The sequence below is a fragment of the Telluria sp. ZT3P25 genome, from assembly GCF_059685895.1.
This window is the reverse complement of the sequence record NZ_JCASIJ010000001.1, coordinates 1,190,389-1,213,503: the sequence shown is the minus strand read 5'-3', so window position 1 is coordinate 1,213,503 and position 23,115 is coordinate 1,190,389. Positions and strand designations below refer to the sequence as shown.

21 protein-coding genes are annotated in these 23,115 nt (G+C 63.7%); 7 read left to right on the top strand and 14 right to left on the bottom strand.

Annotated elements, in window-relative coordinates:
- Nucleotides 1-34 precede the first annotated feature (34 nt).
- From AC56LY_RS05440 to alr, 3 genes are all read right to left on the bottom strand, one after another.
- On the bottom strand, nucleotides 35-355 hold the full coding sequence (locus AC56LY_RS05440) for a PilZ domain-containing protein (protein WP_499577213.1): 321 nt from the start codon (nucleotides 353-355) through the stop codon (nucleotides 35-37).
- A gap of 101 nt (nucleotides 356-456) precedes the next feature.
- Nucleotides 457-1,833, bottom strand: a complete 1,377-nt coding sequence (gene radA, locus AC56LY_RS05435; protein WP_183551078.1) for a DNA repair protein RadA — start codon at nucleotides 1,831-1,833, stop codon at nucleotides 457-459.
- A 12-nt stretch (nucleotides 1,834-1,845) separates the two neighbouring features.
- On the bottom strand, nucleotides 1,846-2,952 hold the full coding sequence (gene alr / locus AC56LY_RS05430) for an alanine racemase (protein WP_499577212.1): 1,107 nt from the start codon (nucleotides 2,950-2,952) through the stop codon (nucleotides 1,846-1,848).
- Between the two features lie 160 nt (nucleotides 2,953-3,112).
- Between alr and lplT the strand changes: the two genes are divergently transcribed.
- Entirely contained in the window at nucleotides 3,113-4,372 is a 1,260-nt protein-coding gene (lplT, locus tag AC56LY_RS05425; protein WP_499577211.1) for a lysophospholipid transporter LplT, read from the top strand.
- Between the two features lie 457 nt (nucleotides 4,373-4,829).
- Here lplT and AC56LY_RS05420 read toward each other — a convergent pair whose 3' ends face one another.
- Genes AC56LY_RS05420 through tsaB form a run of 4 tightly spaced genes read right to left on the bottom strand, consistent with a single transcriptional unit; the run spans nucleotide 4,830 to nucleotide 7,825 of the window.
- Nucleotides 4,830-5,768, bottom strand: a complete 939-nt coding sequence (locus AC56LY_RS05420; RefSeq protein ID WP_499577210.1) for a DUF1853 family protein — start codon at nucleotides 5,766-5,768, stop codon at nucleotides 4,830-4,832.
- The gene (locus tag AC56LY_RS05415; RefSeq protein WP_499577208.1) at nucleotides 5,752-6,657 is read right to left on the bottom strand and encodes a uracil-DNA glycosylase; all 906 of its coding nucleotides are present in this window, start codon (nucleotides 6,655-6,657) and stop codon (nucleotides 5,752-5,754) included. The genes AC56LY_RS05420 and AC56LY_RS05415 overlap by 17 nt, the downstream gene beginning before the upstream one ends.
- Nucleotides 6,654-7,121 carry a ribosomal protein S18-alanine N-acetyltransferase gene (gene rimI / locus AC56LY_RS05410; protein ID WP_499577207.1) on the bottom strand — a complete coding sequence of 156 codons (468 nt, stop codon included), beginning with the start codon at nucleotides 7,119-7,121 and terminating at the stop codon, nucleotides 6,654-6,656. The genes AC56LY_RS05415 and rimI overlap by 4 nt, the downstream gene beginning before the upstream one ends.
- Entirely contained in the window at nucleotides 7,118-7,825 is a 708-nt protein-coding gene (gene tsaB / locus AC56LY_RS05405; protein WP_499577205.1) for a tRNA (adenosine(37)-N6)-threonylcarbamoyltransferase complex dimerization subunit type 1 TsaB, read from the bottom strand. Before tsaB ends, rimI begins: the two co-directional genes overlap by 4 nt.
- A gap of 89 nt (nucleotides 7,826-7,914) precedes the next feature.
- Between tsaB and AC56LY_RS05400 the strand changes: the two genes are divergently transcribed.
- A complete protein-coding gene (locus tag AC56LY_RS05400) occupies nucleotides 7,915-8,340 on the top strand; it encodes a thioredoxin family protein (protein WP_499581964.1) in 426 nt (141 codons plus the stop codon).
- Here AC56LY_RS05400 and AC56LY_RS05395 read toward each other — a convergent pair.
- On the bottom strand, nucleotides 8,337-11,477 hold the full coding sequence (locus AC56LY_RS05395) for a sensor domain-containing protein (protein ID WP_499581962.1): 3,141 nt from the start codon (nucleotides 11,475-11,477) through the stop codon (nucleotides 8,337-8,339). The genes AC56LY_RS05400 and AC56LY_RS05395 overlap by 4 nt on opposite strands.
- Nucleotides 11,478-11,656: 179 nt before the next feature.
- Here AC56LY_RS05395 and AC56LY_RS05390 point away from each other — a divergent pair, with 179 nt between their 5' ends.
- Entirely contained in the window at nucleotides 11,657-12,166 is a 510-nt protein-coding gene (locus tag AC56LY_RS05390) for a DUF1993 domain-containing protein (RefSeq protein ID WP_499577202.1), read from the top strand.
- Between the two features lie 19 nt (nucleotides 12,167-12,185).
- Here the strand turns inward: AC56LY_RS05390 and AC56LY_RS05385 are convergent, their stop codons facing one another.
- Nucleotides 12,186-12,434 carry a DUF1289 domain-containing protein gene (locus tag AC56LY_RS05385; RefSeq protein ID WP_499577200.1) on the bottom strand — a complete coding sequence of 83 codons (249 nt, stop codon included), beginning with the start codon at nucleotides 12,432-12,434 and terminating at the stop codon, nucleotides 12,186-12,188.
- On the bottom strand, nucleotides 12,418-12,984 hold the full coding sequence (locus tag AC56LY_RS05380; RefSeq protein WP_499577198.1) for a DUF1415 domain-containing protein: 567 nt from the start codon (nucleotides 12,982-12,984) through the stop codon (nucleotides 12,418-12,420). Before AC56LY_RS05380 ends, AC56LY_RS05385 begins: the two co-directional genes overlap by 17 nt.
- Before the next feature lie 345 nt (nucleotides 12,985-13,329).
- Here AC56LY_RS05380 and AC56LY_RS05375 point away from each other — a divergent pair, with 345 nt between their 5' ends.
- The 3 genes from AC56LY_RS05375 (at nucleotide 13,330) to selD (ending at nucleotide 17,788) form a co-directional block, all read left to right on the top strand.
- Nucleotides 13,330-14,652, top strand: coding sequence for a transglycosylase SLT domain-containing protein (locus tag AC56LY_RS05375; RefSeq protein WP_499577196.1), 1,323 nt, complete (start codon nucleotides 13,330-13,332; stop codon nucleotides 14,650-14,652).
- A gap of 389 nt (nucleotides 14,653-15,041) precedes the next feature.
- Entirely contained in the window at nucleotides 15,042-16,595 is a 1,554-nt protein-coding gene (locus tag AC56LY_RS05370) for a DEAD/DEAH box helicase (protein ID WP_499577194.1), read from the top strand.
- A gap of 137 nt (nucleotides 16,596-16,732) precedes the next feature.
- Complete coding sequence (gene selD, locus AC56LY_RS05365; protein WP_183551040.1) at nucleotides 16,733-17,788, top strand: selenide, water dikinase SelD; 1,056 nt, start codon at nucleotides 16,733-16,735, stop codon at nucleotides 17,786-17,788.
- Between the two features lie 18 nt (nucleotides 17,789-17,806).
- Here selD and nhaR read toward each other — a convergent pair whose 3' ends face one another.
- A complete protein-coding gene (gene nhaR, locus AC56LY_RS05360; protein ID WP_499577190.1) occupies nucleotides 17,807-18,703 on the bottom strand; it encodes a transcriptional activator NhaR in 897 nt (298 codons plus the stop codon).
- A gap of 193 nt (nucleotides 18,704-18,896) precedes the next feature.
- Between nhaR and AC56LY_RS05355 the strand changes: the two genes are divergently transcribed.
- Entirely contained in the window at nucleotides 18,897-19,859 is a 963-nt protein-coding gene (locus AC56LY_RS05355) for a TerC family protein (protein ID WP_499577188.1), read from the top strand.
- A gap of 50 nt (nucleotides 19,860-19,909) precedes the next feature.
- On the opposite strand, the gene AC56LY_RS05350 is transcribed toward AC56LY_RS05355, so the two are convergent.
- The 3 genes from AC56LY_RS05350 to egtD are packed head-to-tail and all read right to left on the bottom strand — an operon-like array spanning nucleotide 19,910 to nucleotide 23,054.
- Entirely contained in the window at nucleotides 19,910-20,866 is a 957-nt protein-coding gene (locus AC56LY_RS05350) for a YihY/virulence factor BrkB family protein (RefSeq protein WP_499577186.1), read from the bottom strand.
- Nucleotides 20,863-22,089 carry an ergothioneine biosynthesis protein EgtB gene (gene egtB, locus AC56LY_RS05345; protein ID WP_499577183.1) on the bottom strand — a complete coding sequence of 409 codons (1,227 nt, stop codon included), beginning with the start codon at nucleotides 22,087-22,089 and terminating at the stop codon, nucleotides 20,863-20,865. The genes AC56LY_RS05350 and egtB overlap by 4 nt, the downstream gene beginning before the upstream one ends.
- Nucleotides 22,086-23,054, bottom strand: a complete 969-nt coding sequence (gene egtD / locus AC56LY_RS05340; RefSeq protein WP_499577181.1) for an L-histidine N(alpha)-methyltransferase — start codon at nucleotides 23,052-23,054, stop codon at nucleotides 22,086-22,088. The genes egtB and egtD overlap by 4 nt, the downstream gene beginning before the upstream one ends.
- Nucleotides 23,055-23,115 lie beyond the last annotated feature (61 nt).

Here is a 23,115-nt window from a genome sequence, read left to right as displayed (position 1 = left end):
GGGCGCTCGCCGCTTGTCATGTACAGGGTCGGGATCAGCGCAGGAAGCGCGCCAGCGCGGTCACGCCTGCCAGGTCGAGGCTCTGGAACTTGAACCCCACTTTGTATTCGCCGCCGCTGAAGATGCAGTGCAGCGCTTTTGCGTGCGTGTCGATCGTCGTGAAGCGACCGTCGATCATCAGGTCGAAGCGCAGTTGACTGGACAACCCGACCGGGACCGGGTCGGGGATATTGACACTGATGCCGTTGGCGCTGATATCGACGCTTTTGCCGCTGAACGGCGTCCGGCCGTCGATGGCCAGCAAGACTTTGGTGCGCAGTACTTTGCGCGGGGATTGCCTCTGCTCTTGTAACACGTGTTTCCCATGATGCCGAAAAAGAGACACTATTATAAGAACAACCGGGCAATCCGGCACACCATTGTTGCGTTGTGCCGGCTTGCCGGTGACCAGCGCGCCTAGTCGAGTTCGCGCAATTTGTTGAACGCTTCCTCGATGCGTTCGACGGCGATGATCGTCATGCCTTCGATTTTCTGCTTGGGCGCATTTGCTTTCGGGATCACAGCAATCGAAAAGCCGAGCTTGGCCGCTTCGCGCAGGCGTTCCTGGCCACGTGGCGCCGGCCGGATTTCACCGGCCAGGCCCACTTCGCCAAATACCACGAGCCCGCGCGGCAAGGGCTTGCTGCGCATCGATGAATTGATCGCCAGCAGCACGGCCAGGTCGGCCGCCGGTTCGGTAATCTTCACGCCGCCGACCGCGTTGATGAACACATCCTGATCGAACGCGGCAATGCCGGCGTGACGGTGCAGCACCGCCAGCAGCATCGCCAGCCGGTTCTGCTCGAGGCCGACCGACAGGCGGCGCGCATTGGGCAGGTGGCTCGTGTCGACCAGCGCCTGGATCTCGACGAGCAGCGGACGCGTGCCCTCCTGCGTGACCATGACGCACGAGCCCGGCACCGGCGTGTCGTGCTGTGACAGGAACAGCGCGGACGGATTCGACACGCCTTTCAGACCCTTCTCGGTCATCGCGAACACGCCCAGCTCGTTAACGGCGCCGAAGCGATTCTTGATTGCCCGCACCAGGCGGAAGCTCGACTGGGTGTCGCCCTCAAAATACAGCACCGTGTCGACGATGTGTTCGAGCACGCGCGGGCCGGCCAGCGCGCCCTCTTTCGTCACGTGGCCGACCAGGATGATCGTCACGCCAGTCTGCTTGGCCACGCGCGTCAGTTGCGCCGCGCATTCGCGCACCTGGGCCACCGAACCGGGGGCCGACGTCAGCGCATCGGAATACACGGTCTGGATCGAGTCGATCACCGCGACTTCGGGTTTCAGGTCGGCGATCGTGCCGAGGATTTTCTCGAGCTGGATTTCGGCCTGCAATTTAAGGTCTTGCGCGTCGACCGCGAGGCGGCGCGCACGCAGCGCGATCTGGGCGCCGGATTCTTCGCCACTCACATATAACGTGGAGCGGGTTTTGGACAGGCTTGCCAGGGCCTGCAGCAGCAGTGTGGATTTGCCGATGCCCGGGTCGCCGCCAATCAGCACGACGCCGCCGGCCACCAGGCCGCCGCCCAGCACGCGGTCGAATTCCTCGATGCCGGTGCCAAAGCGCGGCACATCGATGGCCTCGATATCGGCCAGCGACAAGACCGGCGCGGTCTGCGCCAGCGCGCGGTGCGGGGTTTGCGACATGCGGTTTACGCCAGGCGCCTCGACGACGGTTTCGACCATCGTGTTCCAGGCCTTGCAGTCAGCGCACTGCCCCATCCAGCGGGTGGCGATCGCGCCGCATTCGGAGCAGGTGTAATTGGTTTTTGCTTTTGCCATGTTCTCTATTGGTTATCCATCGGTGCCAAGGCGGCCTTCGGCGATGCGCACGCGCGGCGCGACGGCGCACATCAACTCGTAGCCGATCGTGCCGGCGGCGTGCGCCACGTCGTCGATCGGCAGGCCATCGCCCCACAGTGTGACCTTGCTGCCGATACGCGCATTGGGTACTAGCGAGAGGTCGACTGTCATCATGTCCATCGAGACGCGGCCGATCAGCCCCGTGCGCACGCCATCGACGATCACCGGCGTGCCGTGCGGCGCGCTGCGCGGGTAGCCATCTGCATAGCCGCAGGCGACCACGCCGATCGTCATCGGGCCTTCGGCAACGAAGCGGCTGCCGTAGCCGACCGTGTCGCCGCGCTCGATGTGCTGGATGCCGATGATTTCCGAGCGCAGCGTCATCGTCGGGCGCAGGCCGAAATCGCTGGCACTACGCCCGCCCGGCGTGCCGCCGTAGAGCATGATGCCGGGGCGGACCCAGTCGTTGGACAGGTGTTCTGCCAGCTCGGCTTGATGCAGCACGCCGCCCGAATTGGACAGGCTGCGCTCGCCGGGCAAGTCGCCGGCGCCGATCTGGAAGCGGCGCACCTGCTCGGCGATGGTCAAGAGCGGGTGTTCGAGTTCATCGGCGTTGGCGAAGTGCGTCATGTGCGTGATGTTGCGCACGCCGGGAATCGCGCGCAGGCGTTTGTAGGCGGCCGCGTAGTCCTCTGGGCGCAGACCGAGGCGGTTCATGCCCGTGTTCATTTTCAGGTAAATGTCGATCGGGCGGTAGAGCTGCGTGTATTCGAGCAGCTTGATCTGTTCGACCGAGTGCACGGCCGTGACGATATTGTGTTCGGCCAGCAGGGGCACGTCGGCTGCTTCGAAGAATCCCTCTAATAACAGGATCGGCTTGATCCAGCCAAGTTCGCGCAGGCGGATGGCGTTTTCGAGCTCGATCAGGGCCAGGCCATCGGCCGTGGCGAAGCCGTGCATCGCGCGCTCCAGGCCGTGACCGTAGGCATCGGCTTTGACGACCGCCCATATTTTCGCCATAGGCGCGCAGGTGCGGGCCTGCGACAAATTATGCTGCATCGAATCCGGGTGGATGGTGGCAAAGAGTGGGCGCGGCATGGTCGGCGATCGAGGTGGAATCGGTACGAAAAGAAGGAGTGGCTATTCTACCGGAGCAGGCCCGGGGGCGTTGCCGGGGCAGTCACGGTGCATCGTACGGCTTCGCCACGCCAGCCATTCATGGTATAAAGCAACCCGGACCGAACTTTAGAATTTTAGAATGAACCGTGGTTTTTATACCATCATGGCGGCGCAGTTCTTCTCGTCGCTGGCAGATAACGCGCTCCTGTTTGTCGCGATCAGCCTGCTCGTCGCAATGGACGCCCCGGCATCGCTCACTCCGCTGCTGAAGCTGTCGTTCGTCCTGTTCTATGTGTTGCTGGCCGCCTTCGTCGGCGCCTTCGCCGACGCGCTCAACAAGGGCCGCGTGATGTTCATCGCGAACATCATCAAGGTGTTCGGCTGCGCGCTGATGTTCTTCACGGTGCATCCATTGATTTCTTACGCCGTCGTCGGCTTCGGCGCGGCCGTGTATTCGCCCGCCAAGTACGGCATCCTGACCGAACTGCTGCCGCCGGAAAAACTGGTGCCGGCCAATGGCTGGATCGAGGGCCTGACGGTGATGTCGATCATCCTCGGCACGGTGCTGGGCGGCACGCTGGTGAGCCCCCGCGGCTCGGGCTTCTTGCTGTCGTTCGACCTGCTGCCGCGCATCGGCATCGACACACCGGCTGAGGCGGCGATGGCCGTCGTCGTCGCCATCTATATTCTGGCCGCCATCTTCAACCTGCGCATCCCGGATACCGGCGCACGCTACGAGCACCAGGAACGCAATCCCATCAAGCTCATCACCGACTTCGCCAATTGCTCGACCACGCTGTGGCGTGACAAGCTGGGCCAGATTTCGCTGGCGGTCACGACCTTGTTCTGGGGCGCCGGCGCCACGCTGCAATTCATCGTGCTCAAGTGGGCCGAAGCATCGCTCGGCTTACCGCTGGACCAGGCGACGAACCTGATCGGCGTGGTCGCGATCGGCGTCGCGCTGGGCGCCGCGATGGCCGCCCGCATGATCCCGCTGCGCAAGTCGCTCACCGTGATCCCGATGGGCATCATCATGGGCCTGGTGGTGACGAGCATGGTGTTCGTGAAATCGGTCACGCTGGCCTACCCGCTGCTGGCCTTCATCGGCTTCCTGTCGGGCTTCTTCGTGGTACCGATGAACGCGCTGCTGCAGCACCGCGGCCACGTCCTGATGAGCGCCGGCCACTCGATCGCGGTGCAGAACTTCAACGAGAACCTGTCGATCCTGACGATGCTCGCCGCCTACGCAGTCATGATCACGCTGAACCTCGACCTGAACATCATCATCGTCATCTTCGGCCTGTCCGTCGCCGGCATCATGCTCCTGATCCAACGCCGCCACCTGCTGAACCAGCGCGAACACGACTCCCTCGGCCTGATCGGCGAAGGCAAACACTAAACTAGGGTCAGTGTCGAATTGTTTGACAACGTTTCGCCTGCCCCCTTTCCCTGAGGCTTCCCCTGCTCGGCATATGCAGCGGGCAATAGCTCAGGACGGGCACTCTGTCCCCACCTTTCTCGCTTTCGTGAGAAATTGCTCAATAATTCGACTCTGACCCTAATTGTTTGGCGGGCCTGAAATTGCTGGCCGCAACGCATTTGTCAGCGCTTTCCCATCCGATTCAGCCATCGGCTGAACTTGATGCTAGCGATCATGCAAAACGAGTCCAGCAAGCAAAAAATTAATTAGGGTCAGAGTCGAATTGTTTGACAACTTTGAGGAATTGCCCATTAAATCGACTCTGACCCTACTTTATTAGGCGGGCTAATCAGCGGGGTTCGAGGCAGGGTCGGGGGCTATTTATTGGGAAATTCGGGAAATTGCTCAATAAATCGACTCTGACCCTCATTGGGAATTAGGGGTGGGTGGTTTGGGCGCGGGTGCGCCAGTCGTTGGGGACGATGAAGCCGCGGTCGGCTTCTTCCAGCGCGTTGTCTTGTGTGCGGACTCTTGCGATCAGCACTGGGGTAGTTGCGGTGGCGAAGCGGTCAGTCAGTTCGGCTGCCAGTTGTGCGCGGGTCATTGTCCATGTCTGTGAAGCGGTGCGCAGTGGTGCCAGCCATTCGAGTTTTGGCAGGATCACGTAGGTGGCGTCAGGCACAATGTCCAGCTCGCTCAGTGCGCACCAGAATCCGCGGCAATGGCCTTGGGTGATGCCTTGCATTGCCGGCCAGTGACCGGCGGGATAGAACAGCCAGCCTTTGACCAGCGCGCCGGCTTTGCTGACGGGACGTGGCAGTTGCGCTTGCGCGGCCGGGTGTTGGCCCAGCGCGAGCTGGCGCTCGAAGATCTTGCGCATCTTCATACCCAGCGTGTCGGCCAGGTTGGGGCCGACCAATCTGTCGAGGCCTCCTGCGCCGCCTTCGCCCTGCAGATAGAATTTTGTTGCGAACTCGATGTGCTCCAGCACATCCGGGCCATTTTCGAGCAGAAAGTCGAATTCGCCGACCGTGTCGTTGCGGTTGGCGCGGATTTGCAGGCCGTGCGCGACCAGCCGTCCCTGCTGCGCGAAATAGAACGCCATCAGCTTTTCCGCGTACAACCCCAGTCGCGTGTACGGTTTCTCGCCGAGCGCGGCGTACAGTGCCGATGGGTCCGCATCCAACTGCGCGAGCCAGGTGGCGACCTCGTCCGTGACCGGGCCCAGCGTCGCCACACGTCCAGCCCAGGCCGGTGCGGCGCCGTCGAGCAGGTCGGGCGAATCGAGCAGCCAGGCCAGCGCGCGCACGTGCGGCTGCGTCAGGTGCCGCCAGCGCGCGTGGAACGCGGCCTGGTAACTAGGTGCGGGGTGCAAGCGAACGCGCCCGGCACAGGTCGGCCCAGGCCAGCGCCTTGTCGGCGCCGCGCAGCAGCAATTCACCCGGATGCAGCGTGGCCACCAGTGGCACCTCGCCCAGCGCATGCACCTGACCACGCACGCCGGCCAGCGGCTCGTTCAGTGCGCGGCCCAGCAGGCCGTTGGCCGCGACCTGCCCCATCGTCAGCACAGTTGTTGCGCCTGTCAGCGCCAGCTCGCGCTCCAGGAACGGCCGGCACGCCGTGATTTCCTCAAGCGTCGGCGCGCGCTCGCCGCCCCTGGCATTGACCGGGCGGCACTTCACCAGCGGCGTGACATACGCATCGCGCTCGCGCGACAGGCCGACCGCGTGCAGCATATTGTCCAGCAGCTTGCCCGGGTCGCCCGTTAGCGGCTGACCCGCTTGCTCGTCGAGCGCGCTGGGCGTGCCGGCGGCGATCAGCCAGACCGCCTGGCGCGGCCCGCTGCCATACACGGGCTTGCGCCCTTCCCCGCAGGCGCAATCCTTGCAGCCGGCAATCGCCTGGCGCAAGCCCGCCCAGTCGAGCGTCGACACGTCGGGCGCGGCCGGCGCCGCATGACTGCCGTCGTCCCACGCAGCGTCGGTGGCGACGGGCGGCGGATTGCGATACGGCGGCGCCGACAGCGGCGTCATCCCGCGCGCGAGCGGAGCAGGATCGGGAACTGGCACGGGTGCCGGCGCCACCACAGGCGCAGACGCCGGCACAACCGCCGGCGCAGCATCGACCGCGGCACCAGCATCGCTGTCGACAACATCGTCACCAGCAGAATCCGTCGACGACGCAGCCGTCGCCCGCAACTGCCACAACGGCCCGATCCCCATCTCGTTCAGGAACAGCGCATCGCGCCCGCTCACGGTCTTCATAAATCCAGCCTCATCACGATGGCATCTTCACGGCCCGCAGCACCAGCCGGATAGTAGCCCTTGCGGCGCCCGATATGGACGTACCCATGGCGCCGGTACACATCCAGCGCGCGCTCGTTCGATGGCCGCACCTCGAGCAGGATCGACGTCATGCCCTGGCTGCGCGCGCGCGCCGCGAGCACGTCCAGCAAGCGCCGGCCCAGTCCCTGGCGCTGGCGATTCGCCGCCACCGCGACGTCGAGCAGGTGCGCTTCGTCGAGCGCATACATCAACAGGTAGTAGCCGGCCAGCGCGCCCGCAGCATCGCGCACGGTCCAGCAATCGTAGCCGCTGTTGAGCGAGTCGATGAAGTTCCCGCGACTCCAGGGAAACGGAAACACGCTCGCCTCCAGCGCGCACACCTCGCCCACGTCGGCCGCCGTCATCGGCGCCAGTTGCAGGCCGAGATCGAGCAGGTCGCTCATGCGCCAGCCTTGGCCGCATTGATCACCAGGCGCTCGGCCGTGGTGAACGCGATCTTGTTGCGCAGGTAAATCGGCTGCGCCTGCGCCGCCGGCACGCCCTGCCCGGCGGCCAGCGCGCCAACGGCCAGCAGCGCCATCTCGCGCGCATGCGGCACGATGTCTGCCATCGCGCCGGCTGCAAATGCCTGGTCAGCAAAAGCATCGGCATACGCCTCGAAGCCGTTGCCGCACGCCTGCAGACCAGCCACTGCCAGCGGCACCACGGCCTGCGGCGCGCTCAACGTGGGCGCCACGACTTCGCGCCATGCGCCATCGAAGCGGTACTGCGCCCAATAGACTTCGCCCATGCGCGCATCCAGCACCGCCAGCACCTCGGTCGCGCCGCAGCGTGCACGGCAGCTTTCGGCCATTGCCGCCAGCGTCACCATCGGAAGCACCGGCAGATTGGCGCCGTAGGCCAGCCCCTGCGCGACGCCGCAGGCCGTGCGCACACCGGTGAACGACCCGGGGCCGGCGCCGAAGGCAATGGCGTCGCAGCCGGCCAGCGCAATGCCGGCTTCGCGCAGCAGTTCCTGCACCATCGGCAGGATCGATTGCGAGTGGGTGCGCACGCCGGCCGTGGCACGGGCGATGACGGTGTCGTTGACCAGCAGCGCGCAGGACGCCAGCTCGGCCGAGGTTTCAATGGCAAGAATAGTAGGCATCCCGTATTTTAACCGCTTGGCCGGACGCCATCCATGCCGGTCTGCCTTCCCCGCCACATTGCAGCGCAACACGGAGTAAAATGCGCTCCATGCATAGCCTGACCCTCGATTCTTCGACCCTCGACGCTGCCATCGCCGCCGTCCATGACGACGCCTGGACGGTCGCCTGCCTGTGCGCCGCCTGGTGCGGCACCTGCGCTACGTACCGCGCCACCTTCGAGAACCTGGCCGCGCGCCATCCGGACAAGCACTTCATCTGGATCGACATCGAAGACCAGGCCGCCCTGGTTGGCGACCTCGATGTCGACAACTTCCCGACGTTGCTGCTGCAGCGCGGTGACACGGTCGCGTTCTTCGGCACGATGGTGCCCGATGGCGGCGTGGCCGATCGGCTGATCCAGGCCCAGGCCGACATCGCGCCGGCCGAACTGGCGCGCCTGGCCCAGTCGAGCGACGAGCGCCGCGAATGGCAGCGCGACTGCAATCTGCGCGTACTGCTGGGCGGCGCGGACTAACCCTGCCCGCCCCAGCGGGCGACAATCTCGTCGCCCGCCACCGGCTTCCCATACAAATACCCCTGCGCCAGATTACACCCATGGCGCAGCAAGAACGCCGCTTGATCCGCGCGCTCGACACCCTCAGCGATCACCGACAGGTTCATGCTCTTGCCAAGCTGGATGATGGCAACCGCAATGGCCTCGTCGTCCGGTCCCTGCGAGATATCCTTGATGAAGCTGCGGTCGATCTTGAGCGTCTGTACCGGTAACTGCTTCAGGTAGGCCAGCGATGAATAGCCGGTGCCGAAATCGTCAATGGCCAGCCCCACCCCGATCGCATGCAGGTCCTTCACGTACTGCAGCGCGTCGCCCGTGTTCATGATGATCGACTCGGTCACTTCCAGCTGCAGGCGGTGCGGCGCCAGGCCGGTCGATTCCAGCACCTCGGCCACGATTGCCGCCATGCCCCCACGCTCGAACTGGCGCACCGACAGGTTCACCGCGATCTTCGGCATGATCAAGCCCTGCGCTTCCCACGCCACCATCTGGCGGCATGCTTCCTGCAGCACCCACTGGCCAAGCTGGCCGATGAAACCGGTGTCTTCGGCCAACGGGATGAATTGCCCCGGGCCGATTTGCCCCAGCTCGGCGCTGTTCCAGCGCACCAGCGCTTCGACGCCGGTCAGGCGACCGGTGTCCATTTCAACCTGCGGCTGATACGCCAGGTAGATTTCGTGCTTGTCGATCGCGCGGCGCAGCAGGCCTTCCATGCGCAGGCGCTCGACGCCGTCGCCACTCATCGACGCCGCGTAGAACTGGTAGCCGTTGCGCCCGCGCGCCTTGGCCTGGTACATCGCCACGTCGGCGTTGCGGATCAGCATGTGCATGTCCTGCGCGTCCTGCGGATACAGGCTGATGCCGACGCTGCCGGTGACGAACAGCTCGTAGCCGGACACCATAAACGGCTGCTCGAACATCGCGATCAGCTTGGCCGCCACGCGGGTCGCGCCGGCGACGCCGCCGATATCCTCCAGCAGCACGATGAATTCATCGCCGCCCAGGCGCGCCAGCGTATCGCCTTCGCGCAGGCAGCGGGCCAGCGCGAAGGCGGCCTGCTTCAGCAGCTCGTCGCCGACATGGTGCCCCAGCGTGTCGTTGACGTTTTTGAAGCGATCCAGGTCGATGAACAGCACCGCGAGCTGCTGGCCGTCGCGCTGCGCGCGCGTCATCGCGTGGCGCAGTCGGTCGTGGAACAGCAGGCGGTTGGGCAGCGCGGTCAAGGGGTCGTGGTGCGCCAGGTGGTCGAGCTGGTTCTGCGATTCGCGCGCACGCGTGATGTCGCTGAAGACCGACACGTAATGCGTGATCGCCCCGGCGTCGCCCCGCACTGCAGTAACGGTCAGCGATTCCAGATACGCTTCGCCGTCCTGGCGCGTGTCCCAGAGCTCACCGCGCCAGAAGCCGGTGTCGTCCAGTTCGCGCCACAGCTTGTGATAAAAATCGTCGTCCTGGAGGCGGCCACGCATCATGCTCGACTCGCGGCCCACCGCTTCTTCTTCGCTGTAGCCGGTGATGCAGGTGAAGGCCGGGTTGACGGCGACGATCCGCCCCGTCACGTCCAGCACCATGACACCATCGGCGATGTGCTCGAGCACCGTGGCCGACAGGCGCAGTTTTTCTTCGGCCAGCTTGCGTTCGGTGATGTCGGCAAACACCCAGATGCTGCCTTCGTCCGGGTGCGCCGGGTCGAGCGCCGAACCGCTCACCAGGCACCAGAACAGGCTGCCGTCGCGATGGCGTAACTGGTGTTCTTCGCCCAGATCCACGCGCCGCGCCAGCAGCGGGTATTGCGTCATGGCGGTCTGTTCGTCGTCCTTACGCGTGGGATACAGAATCTCGGTCGACTGACCAGCCATCTCGCCTTCGTCATAGCCGAACAGCGCTTCGCCGCGCCGGTTGCTCGAGACGATGCGGCGCTGGCGCACGAACAGCACGCCGAACATCACGTTGTCGAGGATCGCGCCCTGCTCGGTGAGCAGCGCCTCGATGCGCATCTCGTTGTGCTTGCGCTCACTGATATCCGAGATGATGCCGTCGATCCGCACGGCGCCGTCCAGCGCGGCTGCGCCTGACAATCCCTGCGGTTGCCCGCTTTCCTGCACCCAGCGCTCGATGCCGTGGGCATCGATGATCCGGTATTCCAGCTGATACGCGTCGCCGACGCGCGCGGCATGGCGCACCGTGTGGCTGTACCGGCGCCGGTCTTCCGGGTGCACGATATCGGTCCAGTCGTGGGTCGTGGCGCGCATCAGGTGCTCTGCTGCATGGCCGGTGATGTCTTCGATCGCGTCGCTGACAAACTCGATGGTCCCGCCGGCGCGCACGCGAAACACCGCACCGGGGACCTGGTTCACGATGCTGCGAAACTGTTCTTCACGCCGCGCGATATCGGCGAACAGGTCGCGAATGGCCAGACGCATGCGCTCCATCTGCTGGCCCAGACGCCCCAGTTCGTCGGACGCCGACAGTGCCAGCGGGGTGTCGAAGTCTGCGCGCGCCAGCCGGTCGGAAAACCGCATCAGGCGGCGCAGCGGCGAGAGCAGGCGCCGGCGCAGCAGCAGCGCGATCAGCAGCAGCGAGACAGCAACCTGCCCGACGACCACCAGCGCATAGTTGCGCTGCTTGCGGCGCAGCTCCTGCTGGCTGCGATAGTCGTCCATCTCGAGGCGCACGGTGCCAATGGTCTCGCCGCGCACCACGACCGGCCGTTCGGCCCCCAGCACCCGCCCCAGCGGGCGCGCCGGCGAGCGCACCCGCAGCGCGACCTCGCCTTCCGGCCCATGAACCTCGACCATCACGACGGCCGGGTCACGCAGCATCGCATCGAGCAGCGGCCGCGCCGTCTCGGGATCGAGATTCCAGAGCGCCTCCTGCACACCCAGCGCCAGGATCTCTGCATTGCGCTTGAGCGATTCGTCGAGCGCTGCAGCAACCGCGGCGCGCTCCTGCACACCGATCAGAAGATAACTGCCCACCGCCGCCGGCCCCGCCAGCCCGACGAATACCACCAGCAGCAAGGCCCGGTAGAGCGAACGGCCGTACAGACTGCCCAGGCGCGACAGGATGGTGGGGGGCGTGGATGCGGGATTCGACATGACGTTGGCGCCGCCGGCGCTCGCCGCTGGCACTGCCTTTACTGACACGATAGGGAAGACGCGATTATGCCCCGTCGCTTGCTAGGCGTCACTAGCTAACAATCCGTGACGGCAGCAGCGCGTGGCCGGACTTGCTATGATGGATTGTCATGAACACGTTTTCAATCAAGGAGAATCTGATGAGTCATTCCCTGTACGCCGCTTCGGTGCCGGTATTTCGCCAACTGCTCGACGCGTTGGCTGACGTGCTCGAAAAGGCCGAGGCCCATGCACTCGAGCGCCGCATCGAACCGGACGCCCTGCTCCAGGCCCGCCTGTTCCCCGACATGTTCCCGCTGGCGCGCCAGATCCAGCTGGCCACCGACTTTGCCAAGGGCGCCGGTGCGCGCCTGGCCGGGATCGAATCGCCACGCTATGAAGATGGCGAACGCACCTTTACTGAACTGCAGCAGCGCATCACGCGCACGGTCGGTTTTCTGGACACCCTGGAACAAGCCGATATCGATGCCGGCACCACCCGCCCGATCACGCATGGCAGCGGCGAACGCGCACGCCATTTCGACACCGGCGCGGTCTATCTGACCCACTTCGCGATGCCGCAGTTCTGCTTCCACGTGACGACCGCCTACGCGATCCTGCGTCACAACGGCGTACCGATCGGCAAGCGCGACTTTATCGGCAACTATTAATAAAGGTAATTAATATAGGTTATTTGTTGCGGCGCGGGTAACCCTGCGCCAGGATGCGCTGCCAGACGAGCTCCTTGGCGTCGGCGCTCATCGACACCCAATGCGCGACCTCGGCCACCGTGCGGCCGCAGCCGCGGCAGACTTCGTCGAACGTGGTCGAGCAGACCGCCACGCAGGGGGTATCCGGGCGCCCGGCGGGGGTGCCGGGGGTTGCCGGTGAAGGCGTCGGTGCGGGGCCGGCCCCGCCCGCCTCAGGCCGGTCCGACATGGAGCTTGTCCCAACCGTCGTGACCGAGCTGTTCCATCGTCTCGATATTCTTTTCAAAGATGTCTTCCGCTTGCGGGAAGGCTTCGACGGCGCGCGCGATGCTGTCCTCGCGTAGCAGGTGCAGGATCGGGTACGGCGCGCGGTTGGTGTAATTGGAGATATCGTTGATATCGGTATCGGCGAACTGGTACAACGGATGGAAGCTGGCCACCTGCAGCTCGCCATCGAGCTGCATGTCCTCGAGCGCGGCGTCGGCCACATCCAGGAACTCGTTGTAGTCCTCGAAGTCGCCCAGCACAAACGGGTGAATGATCAGCGTGGTGTCGACCTTTTCGGCAGCGGTATCGGACAGGTGCTGCAACTCGTCCATCAAGGTTTCAAGCAATTGCTCGGGCGTGGTCGCGTTCGCAACGACGTAACGGACCTGCTCCTTGACATACACGGCTTTGGCAAACGGGCACAGGTTCAGGCCGATCACGGCGCGCTCGAGCCAGTTGCGGGTTGCCGCGACGATGGCGTCGTCGTCGGCGTTGAGGTTGGGGGTGCGCATGGAAGACTCTCTATAGCTATGCAGACAGCAAACCCCGGATTGTACGCACTCTTTGCGTGCCCTCATAGATCGGCCCCGATCCCGGCGTAACGTGGGCGGGTCGGTCGGTATGCAGGCCGGATAACGGCGCCAAATCACCTCTGCTGCTGACCAAAACCGTCCTCAGTTCAGTAATTTCGATGATCCTGATGGCATCTTCTGTTTTCATGATGTTAACGTACGCGATCCCAAAGGCCATTTTTATTGTAACGAAGGCGTCATACATCTTGACTCGCTCAACAATCCCTTCGTACACTGCCTCCTTGTCCTCGGTCCGTTCGTTCCTGAACGCAACACTGGAAAGCTATGCACAACACGAAACGTCCTACCTTCGCACTGGCTGCATTGGCCTTCCTGGCCGCGTCACCCCTCAGTTTTGCCATGGACGCAGCTTCGCTGCCCACAGTCCAGTCTGCCGCAGTCGGCAGCCGCACCGCCGCAGCACCGTCCCAACTCCAGAGCAAGCCCGATGAATACCGCGAGACCGACGTCTGGGGCCGCATCCGCAGCGGTTACGCCATTCCCGATCTGAGCAACGCACTCGTCACCCGTCATACCCAGGCCTACGCCAACCATCCTGGCACCCTGTCCCGCATCTCGGGTCGCGCTTCCCCGTATCTGTACCACGTGGTGTCCGAACTCGAAAAGCGCGGCATGCCGACCGAACTGGCGCTGCTGCCGGTGATCGAATCGGCGTTCAATCCGCAAGCCATGTCGAGCGCCAACGCCGCCGGCCTGTGGCAGTTCGTGCCGGGCACCGGCAAGGACTTCGACCTCAAGCAGAACATGTTCAAGGACGAGCGCCGCGGCGTCGTGGCATCCACCGATGCAGCCCTGAACTACCTGCAACGCCTGTATACGATGTTCGGCGACTGGCCGCTGGCTCTTGCCGCGTATAACTGGGGCGAAGGCAATGTGCAGCGCGCCATCAAGAAAAACCAGGCCGAAGGCAAGCCGACCGATTTCGAGAGCCTGGCCGATCTGATGCCAGCCGAAACGCGCAACTACGTGCCAAAACTGCAGGCGGTCAAGAACGTGATCGCCAATCCCGGCATGTACGGCGTCATGCTGCCCGCCATTGACAACCAGCCCTACTTCACCACGGTCGACAAGACCAGCGATATCGACCTGGCCGTCGCGGCGCAGCTGGCCGAAATGTCGCTCGAAGAATTCAAGGCGCTCAATCCGCAATTCAAGAAGCCGGTCATCATCGGCGGCGCCCAGACCCAGATCCTGCTGCCGAAAGAAAACGCCGAGAAATTCCATGTGAACCTCGCGCAATGGGGTCATGCGCTGTCGACCTGGACCACCCACAAGATCACCGGCGCGCGCGTCAGCATTGCGTCGCTGGCTTCGAAATTCGGCACCACACCAGAAGTCATTCGCCAGGCCAACAATATCCCGGCACAGTCGCTGCTGAAAGTGGGCTCGACGATCCTGGTGCCAAAAATCTCGACCTCGAGCCATAACGATATCGCCGAGAGCATCATGGACAACGCAGTCGTCGCGTTCGAAGCCGATCGTGGCATCGTCAAGCGTGCGACGAGCCGCTTCAAGGCCAAGGTTGGCGTGAGCAAGGACAGCAAGCGCATTTCCCGCAATACGTCGTCCAAGCGCAAGCAGCGCTGATTGTCTGCCGGCGCCCTCACCAGGGGGTGCTGGCGGCGATTGAAGGCACCTTCAGTTATACGATTTTCAAAGGGTCCGTGCACGAACGCCGAAAAACCTGTATAGTTCGGTTTGTGCACTGCGACATTGCGCCCGATTCTGAAAACATCCAGTTCCGGCAGCAGCAACGGCAGTCATCCAAGCAGCACCGCAAACCCCAGGCAGCTCATTAGAGCGCCTTTCTAAAGCCCTCCCGCCCTGTGTGTCGCTTTCAGACACCGTCCCGGCGCAAAGCTTTTGTGCCGAAATTTCTTTCATTCTGAGTCATTTCGTTTGTTGGTTCGCGTTGCATTTTTTCGTTCGCGCCATCCGTGCGAGCGTATTTGATTTATTCCGAAAGTACAGATCACATGAGTTTTGAAGCCCTAGGCCTCCACGCGTCCCTCGTCCAGGCTGTTGCCGATACCGGTTACACCACCCCTACGCCAGTCCAGGCGCAAGCCATTCCTGCCGCCATCGCCGGCCGCGACCTGCTGGTCTCGTCGCAAACCGGTTCGGGCAAGACTGCCGCCTTCATGCTGCCAGCACTGAACAAGCTGGCTAACGCCGAAGAAACGCCAGCCGGCAAGACCGCTGCGCAAGAAGCGCAGGCTGCCCGCGCCAAAGGCGAGCGCGTCCGTTTCAAGGCTGCCCAGCCAAAAATGCTGGTGCTGACCCCGACCCGCGAACTGGCCCTGCAAGTCTCGGCTGCCACCGAACAGTACACGGCCCACATGCGCCGCCTGCGCTGCGTCTCGATCCTGGGCGGCATGCCGTACCCGAAACAGATGCAACTGCTGGCCAAGAATCCTGAAATCCTGGTTGCTACCCCAGGCCGCCTGATCGACCACATGGAATCGGGCAAGATCGATTTCTCGCAGCTGGAAATCCTCGTGCTCGACGAAGCCGACCGCATGCTGGACATGGGTTTCATCGACGACATCGAGAAAATCGTTGCCGCGACCCCATCGGCCCGTCAAACCATGCTGTTCTCGGCCACGCTGGATGGCGTCGTCGGCAACATGGCACGTCGCATTACGACCGATCCGATGACGATCCAGATCGCCAGCGCGACCAATCGCCACGAGAACATCTCGCAGCGCGTCCACTTCGTCGACGACCTGTCGCACAAGAATCGCCTGCTGGACCACCTGCTGCGCGACGAATCGATGGACCAGGCCGTTGTCTTCACCGCCACCAAGCGTGACGCCGACACGATCGCCGACCGCCTGAATATCGCCGGTTTCGCTGCTGCCGCACTGCATGGCGACATGCACCAGGGCGCCCGTAACCGCACGCTGGACAGCATGCGCCGTGGCAGCATCAAGGTGCTGGTCGCAACCGACGTCGCTGCACGCGGCATCGACGTGCCGAGCATCACGCACGTCGTCAACTACGACCTGCCGAAGTTCCCGGAAGACTACGTCCACCGCATCGGCCGTACCGGTCGCGCTGGCCGTAACGGTGTCGCCGTCTCGCTGGTGAACCACGCCGAAAGCATGAACGTGCGTCGCATCGAGCGTTTCACGCGCCAGCCGATCCCGGTCGCTGTCGTCGAAGGTTTCGAGCCAAAGCGCGCCGCAGGACCAGCGCGCGCCGGCTGGAAGCCAGGCGACGGCCGCAGCCCGTCGGCCAAGCCGGCATCGCGCGGTTTCTCGAAGCCATCCGGTGCCCGTGAAGGCTACGCCGACCGCGCTGCCAGCGGTTCCCGTGGTGCCCCGTCGGAAAGCCGTTACGCTGACCGCGGTCCGCGCGAAGCCGGCCCGGCCCGCGCACCAGGCGCCGCACCACGTGCGCCAAGCGCGCCACGTGACGGCAACCGTTTCAGCGCCCCGCGTGAAGGCCAGCCGGCCCGTCGCGAAGGTGGCTACAAGGGTGCCCACCCACGTTCGGCGGACGGCGTGCGTCGTTCGTTCGGTGAGTAATCACCCTGCGTGAACCAAGAAACGGCTGCTTCGGCAGCCGTTTTTTATGGCCGCCACTTTCATTACTGGCACCCTGCCTGGCACGTCCACGCCACATGGTGGATAATCCCAGACGATCAACGATTACCGGACATCCCATGAGCACCAGCGACCAACCCATCAAACTTACCTCGTTCTCGCACGGCGGCGGCTGCGGCTGCAAGATCGCGCCCGGCGTGCTGGCCGAGATCCTGAAGTCGTCGCATGGCTTCCCCGTGCCGAAGGAGCTGATGGTTGGCATCGAGACCGCCGACGATGCCGCGGTCTATAAGCTCAACGATGAACAGGCCCTGATCGCCACCACCGACTTCTTCATGCCGATCGTCGACGATCCGTTCGACTTCGGCCGCATCGCCGCCACCAATGCGATCTCGGACGTGTATGCGATGGGCGGCACGCCGATCATGGCGCTGGCACTGGTCGGCATGCCGATCAACAAGCTGCCGCTCGATACGATCGGGCAGATCCTGCGCGGTGGCGAGTCGATCTGCGCCGAAGCGGGCATTCCGATTGCCGGCGGCCACACGATCGATTCGGTCGAGCCGATCTATGGCCTGGTCGTGCTGGGCCTCGTGCATCCATCGAAAGTCAAACGCAATGCCGACGCCCGCGATGGCGACGTGCTCATCCTCGGCAAGCCGCTGGGCGTGGGTGTACTGTCGGCCGCGCTCAAGAAAGACAAGCTGGGCGCCGACGGCTATGCGGCGATGATCGCCAACACGACCAAACTGAACAAACCCGGGCGCCTGCTGGCCGACATGCCGGGCGTGCACGCACTGACCGACGTCACCGGCTTTGGCCTGCTGGGTCACCTGCTGGAACTGTCGCGGGGCGCGAAGCTGCATGCCACGCTGGACATGCCGAACATCCCGCTGCTGCCGGGCGTGCTGCAACTGGCGCAGGATGGCTACTTCACCGGTGCCTCGGGCCGCAACTGGGAAGCATATGGCAAGGACGTGCAGCTCGACGCGGCGATCCTGCCCGAGCAGCGCGCGCTGCTGACCGATCCGCAGACCTCGGGCGGGCTGCTGGTAGCCTGCGACCCGGCGGCGGCCGACGAGGTGCTGGCGCTGTTCGCACGCGAAGGCTTTGCCGACGCCGCGATCATCGGCCGCATGGCTGCCGGCGAGCCAGGCATCAGTGTCAAGCCATAACAACAGGCATGGCAAGCCTTAGACGAACAGCTTGTCGCGCGCCAGCGTACTGATCGCCACCGTGGCCGGATGACTCATCCGGCGTTCGGTGGTAATCGCATATACCTGCTCGACCACCCCATCGATCTGACCCAGCGCCACCACCTGGTATTGCTGGCTCACCTGCGCCGCAATCACCGTCGGCACGAAGAACACCCCTGCCCCTGACTGGCCGAACGCATTCATCATTGCGCTGTCGTCGAATTCGCCGACGATGTGTGGATGCACTTCGGCCTGCTCCAGCCAGCGCAACAGGCGCTGGTGGATCGCAAAATCCTCGCCCGGCAATAACATCGGCGCATTGTGCAGGCAGGCCGGAAACGGCTGGTCGAACGTGGCCGCCAGCGCCTGCGTGCACAGCGCTGTCATCGGACTCTGGCCCAGCAAGTGGTTGTACGCGCGCACGCTGAAATGCCCGGGAATCGGCCGGTCGGCGATGACCAGATCGAGCCGGTGCACGGCCAGGTCGCCGATCAGGCTGTCGAGCCGTCCTTCGCGGCAGATCAGCCGCACCGGTTCCTTCAGCTTCAACGCCGGCTCCACCAGCTGGCAGGCAATGAGTTTCGACACCGAATCGGCGCAGCCAATACGGAACGACATCGTGGCGAAACTTTTGTCACGCACCAGTTCGAGCAATTCGTCGCCGGTGCTGAAGATCGTTTCGGCATAGCTGACGATGCGGCGCCCCGTGTCGGTCAGCTCGAGGCTGCGACCCGACTTGCGAAACAGCGCCACGCCCAGCGCTTCGGCGAATTCGGACAACTGGCCCGAAATCGAATGGGGCGTCAGGTTCAGCTGCGAGGCTGCCTTGGCGATGCTGCCGGTCTTGGCCACCATCCAGAAGTAGCGCAGGTGTTTGTAGTTCAGTGCAGACATGGCTCTCCAATACATCGAGAAATTCGATCTTATATGAAATTATATTCGATTTGTACGATGCTTTGCACTCCCCTATAGTCGAGTCCTCACCACAAACTAAAGGTGCCATACCAATGACACATCCTGTCCACCATTCCTGCGCACGGGCGCAGGGCAACCGGCCGCATGCGATGCGCCATGAAGGGAGCAAGCCATGAACGGTCTGGAAACAATTGCAAGTCCCATGATGTGGGCTGGCTTCGTCGGCTTCGTGCTGGTGATGCTGGCGCTCGACCTGTTCGTCTTCGGCGGTAACAAGGCGCACAAGGTCAGCGTCAAGGAAGCGGGTATCTGGTCGCTGGTCTGGGTCAGCATGGCCCTGCTGTTCAACGCCGGCCTCTGGTGGTATCTGAAAGGCAGCGTCGGTTCGGAAATCGCCGACCAGAAAGCGCTGGAGTTCTTCTCCGGTTATCTGATCGAGAAAGCCCTGTCGGTCGATAACGTGTTCGTGTTCCTGCTGATCTTTACCGCCTTCCAGGTGCCGCAGCAGTACCAGCGCCGCGTCCTGATTTACGGTGTGCTCGGTGCGATCATCATGCGCGCCATCATGATCAGCGCAGGTGCATGGGTCGTGAGCGAATTCAGCTGGGTGCTGTACGTGTTCGGTGCATTCCTGCTGTTCACCGGTATCCGCATGCTGGTGGCCGTCGATGCAGAACCGGACGTGGTCAACAACCCGATCCTGAAGTTCGCCCGCAAGCACCTGAAAGTGTCCGACGGTGACCATGGCGAGAAGTTCTTCGTGCGAATCAACGGTGTGCGCTTTGTCACCCCGCTGTTCCTGGTGCTGATCCTGATCGAAGTGACCGATCTGGTGTTCGCAGTCGACTCGATCCCGGCGATTTTCGCGATCACGACCGATCCGTTCATCGTGTTCACGTCGAACATGTTCGCGATCCTGGGTCTGCGTGCGCTGTACTTCCTGCTGGTGGACGTGGCTGACCGCTTCCACCTGCTCAAGTATGGCCTGGCGATGGTCCTGACCTTCATCGGTGTCAAGATGCTGATCATGCCGTGGTACCACGTGCCGGTGCAGGCTTCGCTGACCGTCGTGGCGGTGCTGATCGCCGGTAGCTGTATCGCCAGCGTATTCATCACCAAGAAGGACGACAAGTAAGATCGTCGCTTCCCGGTAACGCCCAGAGCGGCGCCAGGAGCACCCGGAAATTACCGGGCTGCGCCTGGCGCCGTTGTCATTGGGTCTTGCGCCTTGCCGTCCGGTGCCTTGTCGTCCGGCTCCTTGCCGACCCGCTCGTACTCGGCGATCACCTGCGCGCCCAGCAGCAGCAGCGTCGCCGCGATCTCGAGCGAGAACATGACGACGATGGCCGTGGTCATCGAGCCATACACCAGGTTTACCTGCGACAGCGTCGAGAAATACCAGACCAGCACATGGCGCGCCGCTTCCCACAGCAGCGCCGCGGTCACGCCGCCGATGGCGGCATGCCACAGCGACAACCGCCCCACCGGCATCACCAGGTAGATCGACGTGAGCACGAGAATCTCGCCGATCAGCCCGAGCAGATACAAGAGCGCACCGGACACGCCGTTCAGCGACCACTGATAGTTGAACAACCACACGCTTTCGCGCCCCATGACCTGCAGCGCGCCCGCCACGAGCGTGACCACCATGATCCCCACGCCCAGCGCCAGGATGTAGCAGTACGGCAGCACGGCCGACACCAGATAGTGCCGCCGCCGGATCGCCACGCGGTGCACGAAAATCACGCTCATCGCGTTTTCGAGCACGGTGAAGGCAAGCGAGCTGAAGAACAGCATCGTCACCGCCAACACCCACGTGATGAGTTGGCGGTCATCCAGGAAGTGGGCCACCTCGGCGACAATCGGCGCCGACTGCCCCGGCATCAGCAGTTGCAGGTAGCGGCTGAGCGTCTCGAGCAATTCGGCCGGGTCGATGAAGTGCGACAGCACCACCATCACGAGCATCAGGAACGGGACGATCGACAGCAGCGCGTAATAGGCCACGGCGCCCGCCAGCAGCAAGCCCTGATTGGCGCGGAACCCCTTCAAGACTTGCAGCGTGAACTTGAGCGGATGATTCAGGATATAGACATTGGCGCGCTGATCCTTCAGACGCGCCGTCCAGTCACGCCGACGACTCATCGGGCGAGGCGAATGCCGGAAAACTGCCAGCGCGCGCCTGTCGGGAAGAAGTTGCGGTAGCTGGGCCGTGCGTGACCGCCCGGCGTCGCGCAGGACGAGCCGCGCAAGACATACTGGTTGATCATGAACTTGCCGTTGTATTCACCGATGGCGCCCGGCGCCGGTGCGAAGCCGGGATATGGTGCGTAGCTGCTGCTGGTCCACTGCCAGCAGGCGCCGAACATCTGTTGCAGGCCGGCGCCGCTGGCCGCGTCCGGGTGATGCGACGGGCCGCTGCCCAGGCAGGCCTGACGCGCCGCAAATTCCCATTCGAATTCGGTCGGCAGACGCGCGCCCGACCAGCGCGCGAATGCATCGGCCTCGTACATCGAAACGTGGGTAACGGGCAGTTCAAAGTCGAGCGGCTGCAGGCCGTGCAATGTAAACTCGTACCAGCCATCGGCCTGCTCCACCCAGTACAGCGGATGGGTGATTTCGCCACTGCTGACGCGGTCCCAGCCCTCGGCCAGCCACAGTGCCGGATCGCGGTAGCCGCCCGCCTCGATGAACGCGCGGTATTCGCCATTGGTCACCAGGCGCGACGCCAGCGCGAACGGCGCCACATAGGTGCTATGGCGCGGCAATTCGTTATCGAAGCAAAAGCCCTTGCCACCATAGCCGGCTTCGGCCAGGCCGCCTTCGAAATCGAGCCATGTCAGCGGCTCGGCCGGTGCGGACGGCGCCATGGCATCGGTCGCATACGCCGGATACAGCGGATTTTGCGCCAGCAGATGCTTCACGTCAGTGAGCATCAGCTCCTGGTGCTGCTGTTCGTGCTGCAAGCCCAGCTCGATCAGCGTGGCCAGCGTCTCATCGATACCGCCAGCCAGAAGGTCTGCGATGCGGCGATCGACATTCGCACGGTATTCCCTGACGACACCCATGCCCGGGCGCGTCAGGAGTCCGCGCTGGGCGCGCGGATGCTTGTTGCCCACGCCGTTGTAGTACGAGTTGAAGAACACCCGGAACGCCGGATGAAACGGCGCGAAATTGGCTTCGCGCGGCTCGAGGATGAAGGTTTCAAAGAACCACGTCGTGTGCGCCAGGTGCCATTTCATCGGGCTGGCGTCCGGCATCGACTGCGCGACGCAGTCTTCGTCGGACAAGCCCTCGGCCAGCTGCAGTGAACGGGTACGTACCTGCGCAAATGCGCGTGGCAAGCTGTTATCGCGCATCATGTTCATGATGCGATCGCCTGTGCGTGAATCACGGCGAACCAGCTCTGCGGATCGGTCCAGACGTGCGTGGCCTCGAAACCGGAGCGCTCGAGCAGCCCGATTGCGTCGGCCTGCTGGTATTTGTAGCTGTTCTCGGTGTGGATGCGCTCGCCCGCTTCGAAGCGGCGCTCGCCGCCGCGCCAGTGCACGGTCTGCGCGCTGCGCGCTTCCAGGTGCATCTCGATGCGGCCCATGGCCGCGTTGTAGGCGCCCCGGTGCTGCCAGCCCTTGATGTCGAAGTCGGCGTCGATCAGCCGGTTCACGTGGCGCAGCAGGTTCAGGTTGAAGGCGGCCGTGACGCCCAGCGCGTCATCGTACGCAGCGTCGAGCGTGGCGGCATCCTTGGCCAGGTCAATGCCGATCAGCACGCCGCCATCGTTGCCGCACTGCGCGCGCAGGCGCGTGAGAAAACCCTGCGCTTCGTCCGGCGTGAAGTTGCCGATCGACGAGCCCGGATAAAAGAACAGGCGCCGTCCGGCATTGACCTGCGGCGGCAATTCGAAGCTCGATGAGAAATCCATGCCCAGCGCTTCCATCGCGATCTGCGGGAACCGCTGGCGCAGGCGCGCCAGGGCGTCGTGCACGAAGTCGGTGGAAATGTCGATCGCCACATACTGCGCCGGCTGCAACAGCGGGAACAGCGCCGCCGCCTTGGCGCAGTTGCCGGCACCCAGGTCGATCAGGGTCGCGCCGGTGCCGGCGGAACGGGCGATTTCGGTGCCATAGCGTTCAAAGATCGACGCTTCGGTGCGCGTCGGGTAATACTCTGGCAGTTCGCAGATCGCTTCGAACAATTTCGAGCCAAGTGCGTCATACAGGTATTTGGGGGAGATCCAGGCGGCTGGCGCCTGCAGACCGGTGTGCAGTTCGTCGGCTTCGTGCGCGCTGTGACGGGGCGCCGCGACGTCTTCAGGTGTACAGGATGTCAGCATAGGGTTTATCATTCGTGCCGCCACGACGCACCATGCGAGATGGCCTGTGAGTTTTGCTTCG

What these genes read in the sequence shown, in the direction of transcription:
- radA (WP_183551078.1), bottom strand. Translation starts at nt 1,833, where the DNA reads ATGGCAAAAGCAAAAACCAATTACACCTGCTCCGAATGCGGCGCGATC.
- alr (WP_499577212.1), bottom strand. Translation starts at nt 2,952, where the DNA reads ATGCCGCGCCCACTCTTTGCCACCATCCACCCGGATTCGATGCAGCAT.
- lplT (WP_499577211.1), top strand. Translation starts at nt 3,113, where the DNA reads ATGAACCGTGGTTTTTATACCATCATGGCGGCGCAGTTCTTCTCGTCG.
- AC56LY_RS05415 (WP_499577208.1), bottom strand. Translation starts at nt 6,657, where the DNA reads ATGAAGACCGTGAGCGGGCGCGATGCGCTGTTCCTGAACGAGATGGGG.
- rimI (WP_499577207.1), bottom strand. Translation starts at nt 7,121, where the DNA reads ATGAGCGACCTGCTCGATCTCGGCCTGCAACTGGCGCCGATGACGGCG.
- tsaB (WP_499577205.1), bottom strand. Translation starts at nt 7,825, where the DNA reads ATGCCTACTATTCTTGCCATTGAAACCTCGGCCGAGCTGGCGTCCTGC.
- AC56LY_RS05400 (WP_499581964.1), top strand. Translation starts at nt 7,915, where the DNA reads ATGCATAGCCTGACCCTCGATTCTTCGACCCTCGACGCTGCCATCGCC.
- AC56LY_RS05395 (WP_499581962.1), bottom strand. Translation starts at nt 11,477, where the DNA reads ATGTCGAATCCCGCATCCACGCCCCCCACCATCCTGTCGCGCCTGGGC.
- AC56LY_RS05390 (WP_499577202.1), top strand. Translation starts at nt 11,657, where the DNA reads ATGAGTCATTCCCTGTACGCCGCTTCGGTGCCGGTATTTCGCCAACTG.
- AC56LY_RS05385 (WP_499577200.1), bottom strand. Translation starts at nt 12,434, where the DNA reads ATGTCGGACCGGCCTGAGGCGGGCGGGGCCGGCCCCGCACCGACGCCT.
- AC56LY_RS05380 (WP_499577198.1), bottom strand. Translation starts at nt 12,984, where the DNA reads ATGCGCACCCCCAACCTCAACGCCGACGACGACGCCATCGTCGCGGCA.
- AC56LY_RS05375 (WP_499577196.1), top strand. Translation starts at nt 13,330, where the DNA reads ATGCACAACACGAAACGTCCTACCTTCGCACTGGCTGCATTGGCCTTC.
- AC56LY_RS05370 (WP_499577194.1), top strand. Translation starts at nt 15,042, where the DNA reads ATGAGTTTTGAAGCCCTAGGCCTCCACGCGTCCCTCGTCCAGGCTGTT.
- selD (WP_183551040.1), top strand. Translation starts at nt 16,733, where the DNA reads ATGAGCACCAGCGACCAACCCATCAAACTTACCTCGTTCTCGCACGGC.
- nhaR (WP_499577190.1), bottom strand. Translation starts at nt 18,703, where the DNA reads ATGTCTGCACTGAACTACAAACACCTGCGCTACTTCTGGATGGTGGCC.
- AC56LY_RS05355 (WP_499577188.1), top strand. Translation starts at nt 18,897, where the DNA reads ATGAACGGTCTGGAAACAATTGCAAGTCCCATGATGTGGGCTGGCTTC.
- AC56LY_RS05350 (WP_499577186.1), bottom strand. Translation starts at nt 20,866, where the DNA reads ATGAGTCGTCGGCGTGACTGGACGGCGCGTCTGAAGGATCAGCGCGCC.
- egtB (WP_499577183.1), bottom strand. Translation starts at nt 22,089, where the DNA reads ATGAACATGATGCGCGATAACAGCTTGCCACGCGCATTTGCGCAGGTA.
- egtD (WP_499577181.1), bottom strand. Translation starts at nt 23,054, where the DNA reads ATGCTGACATCCTGTACACCTGAAGACGTCGCGGCGCCCCGTCACAGC.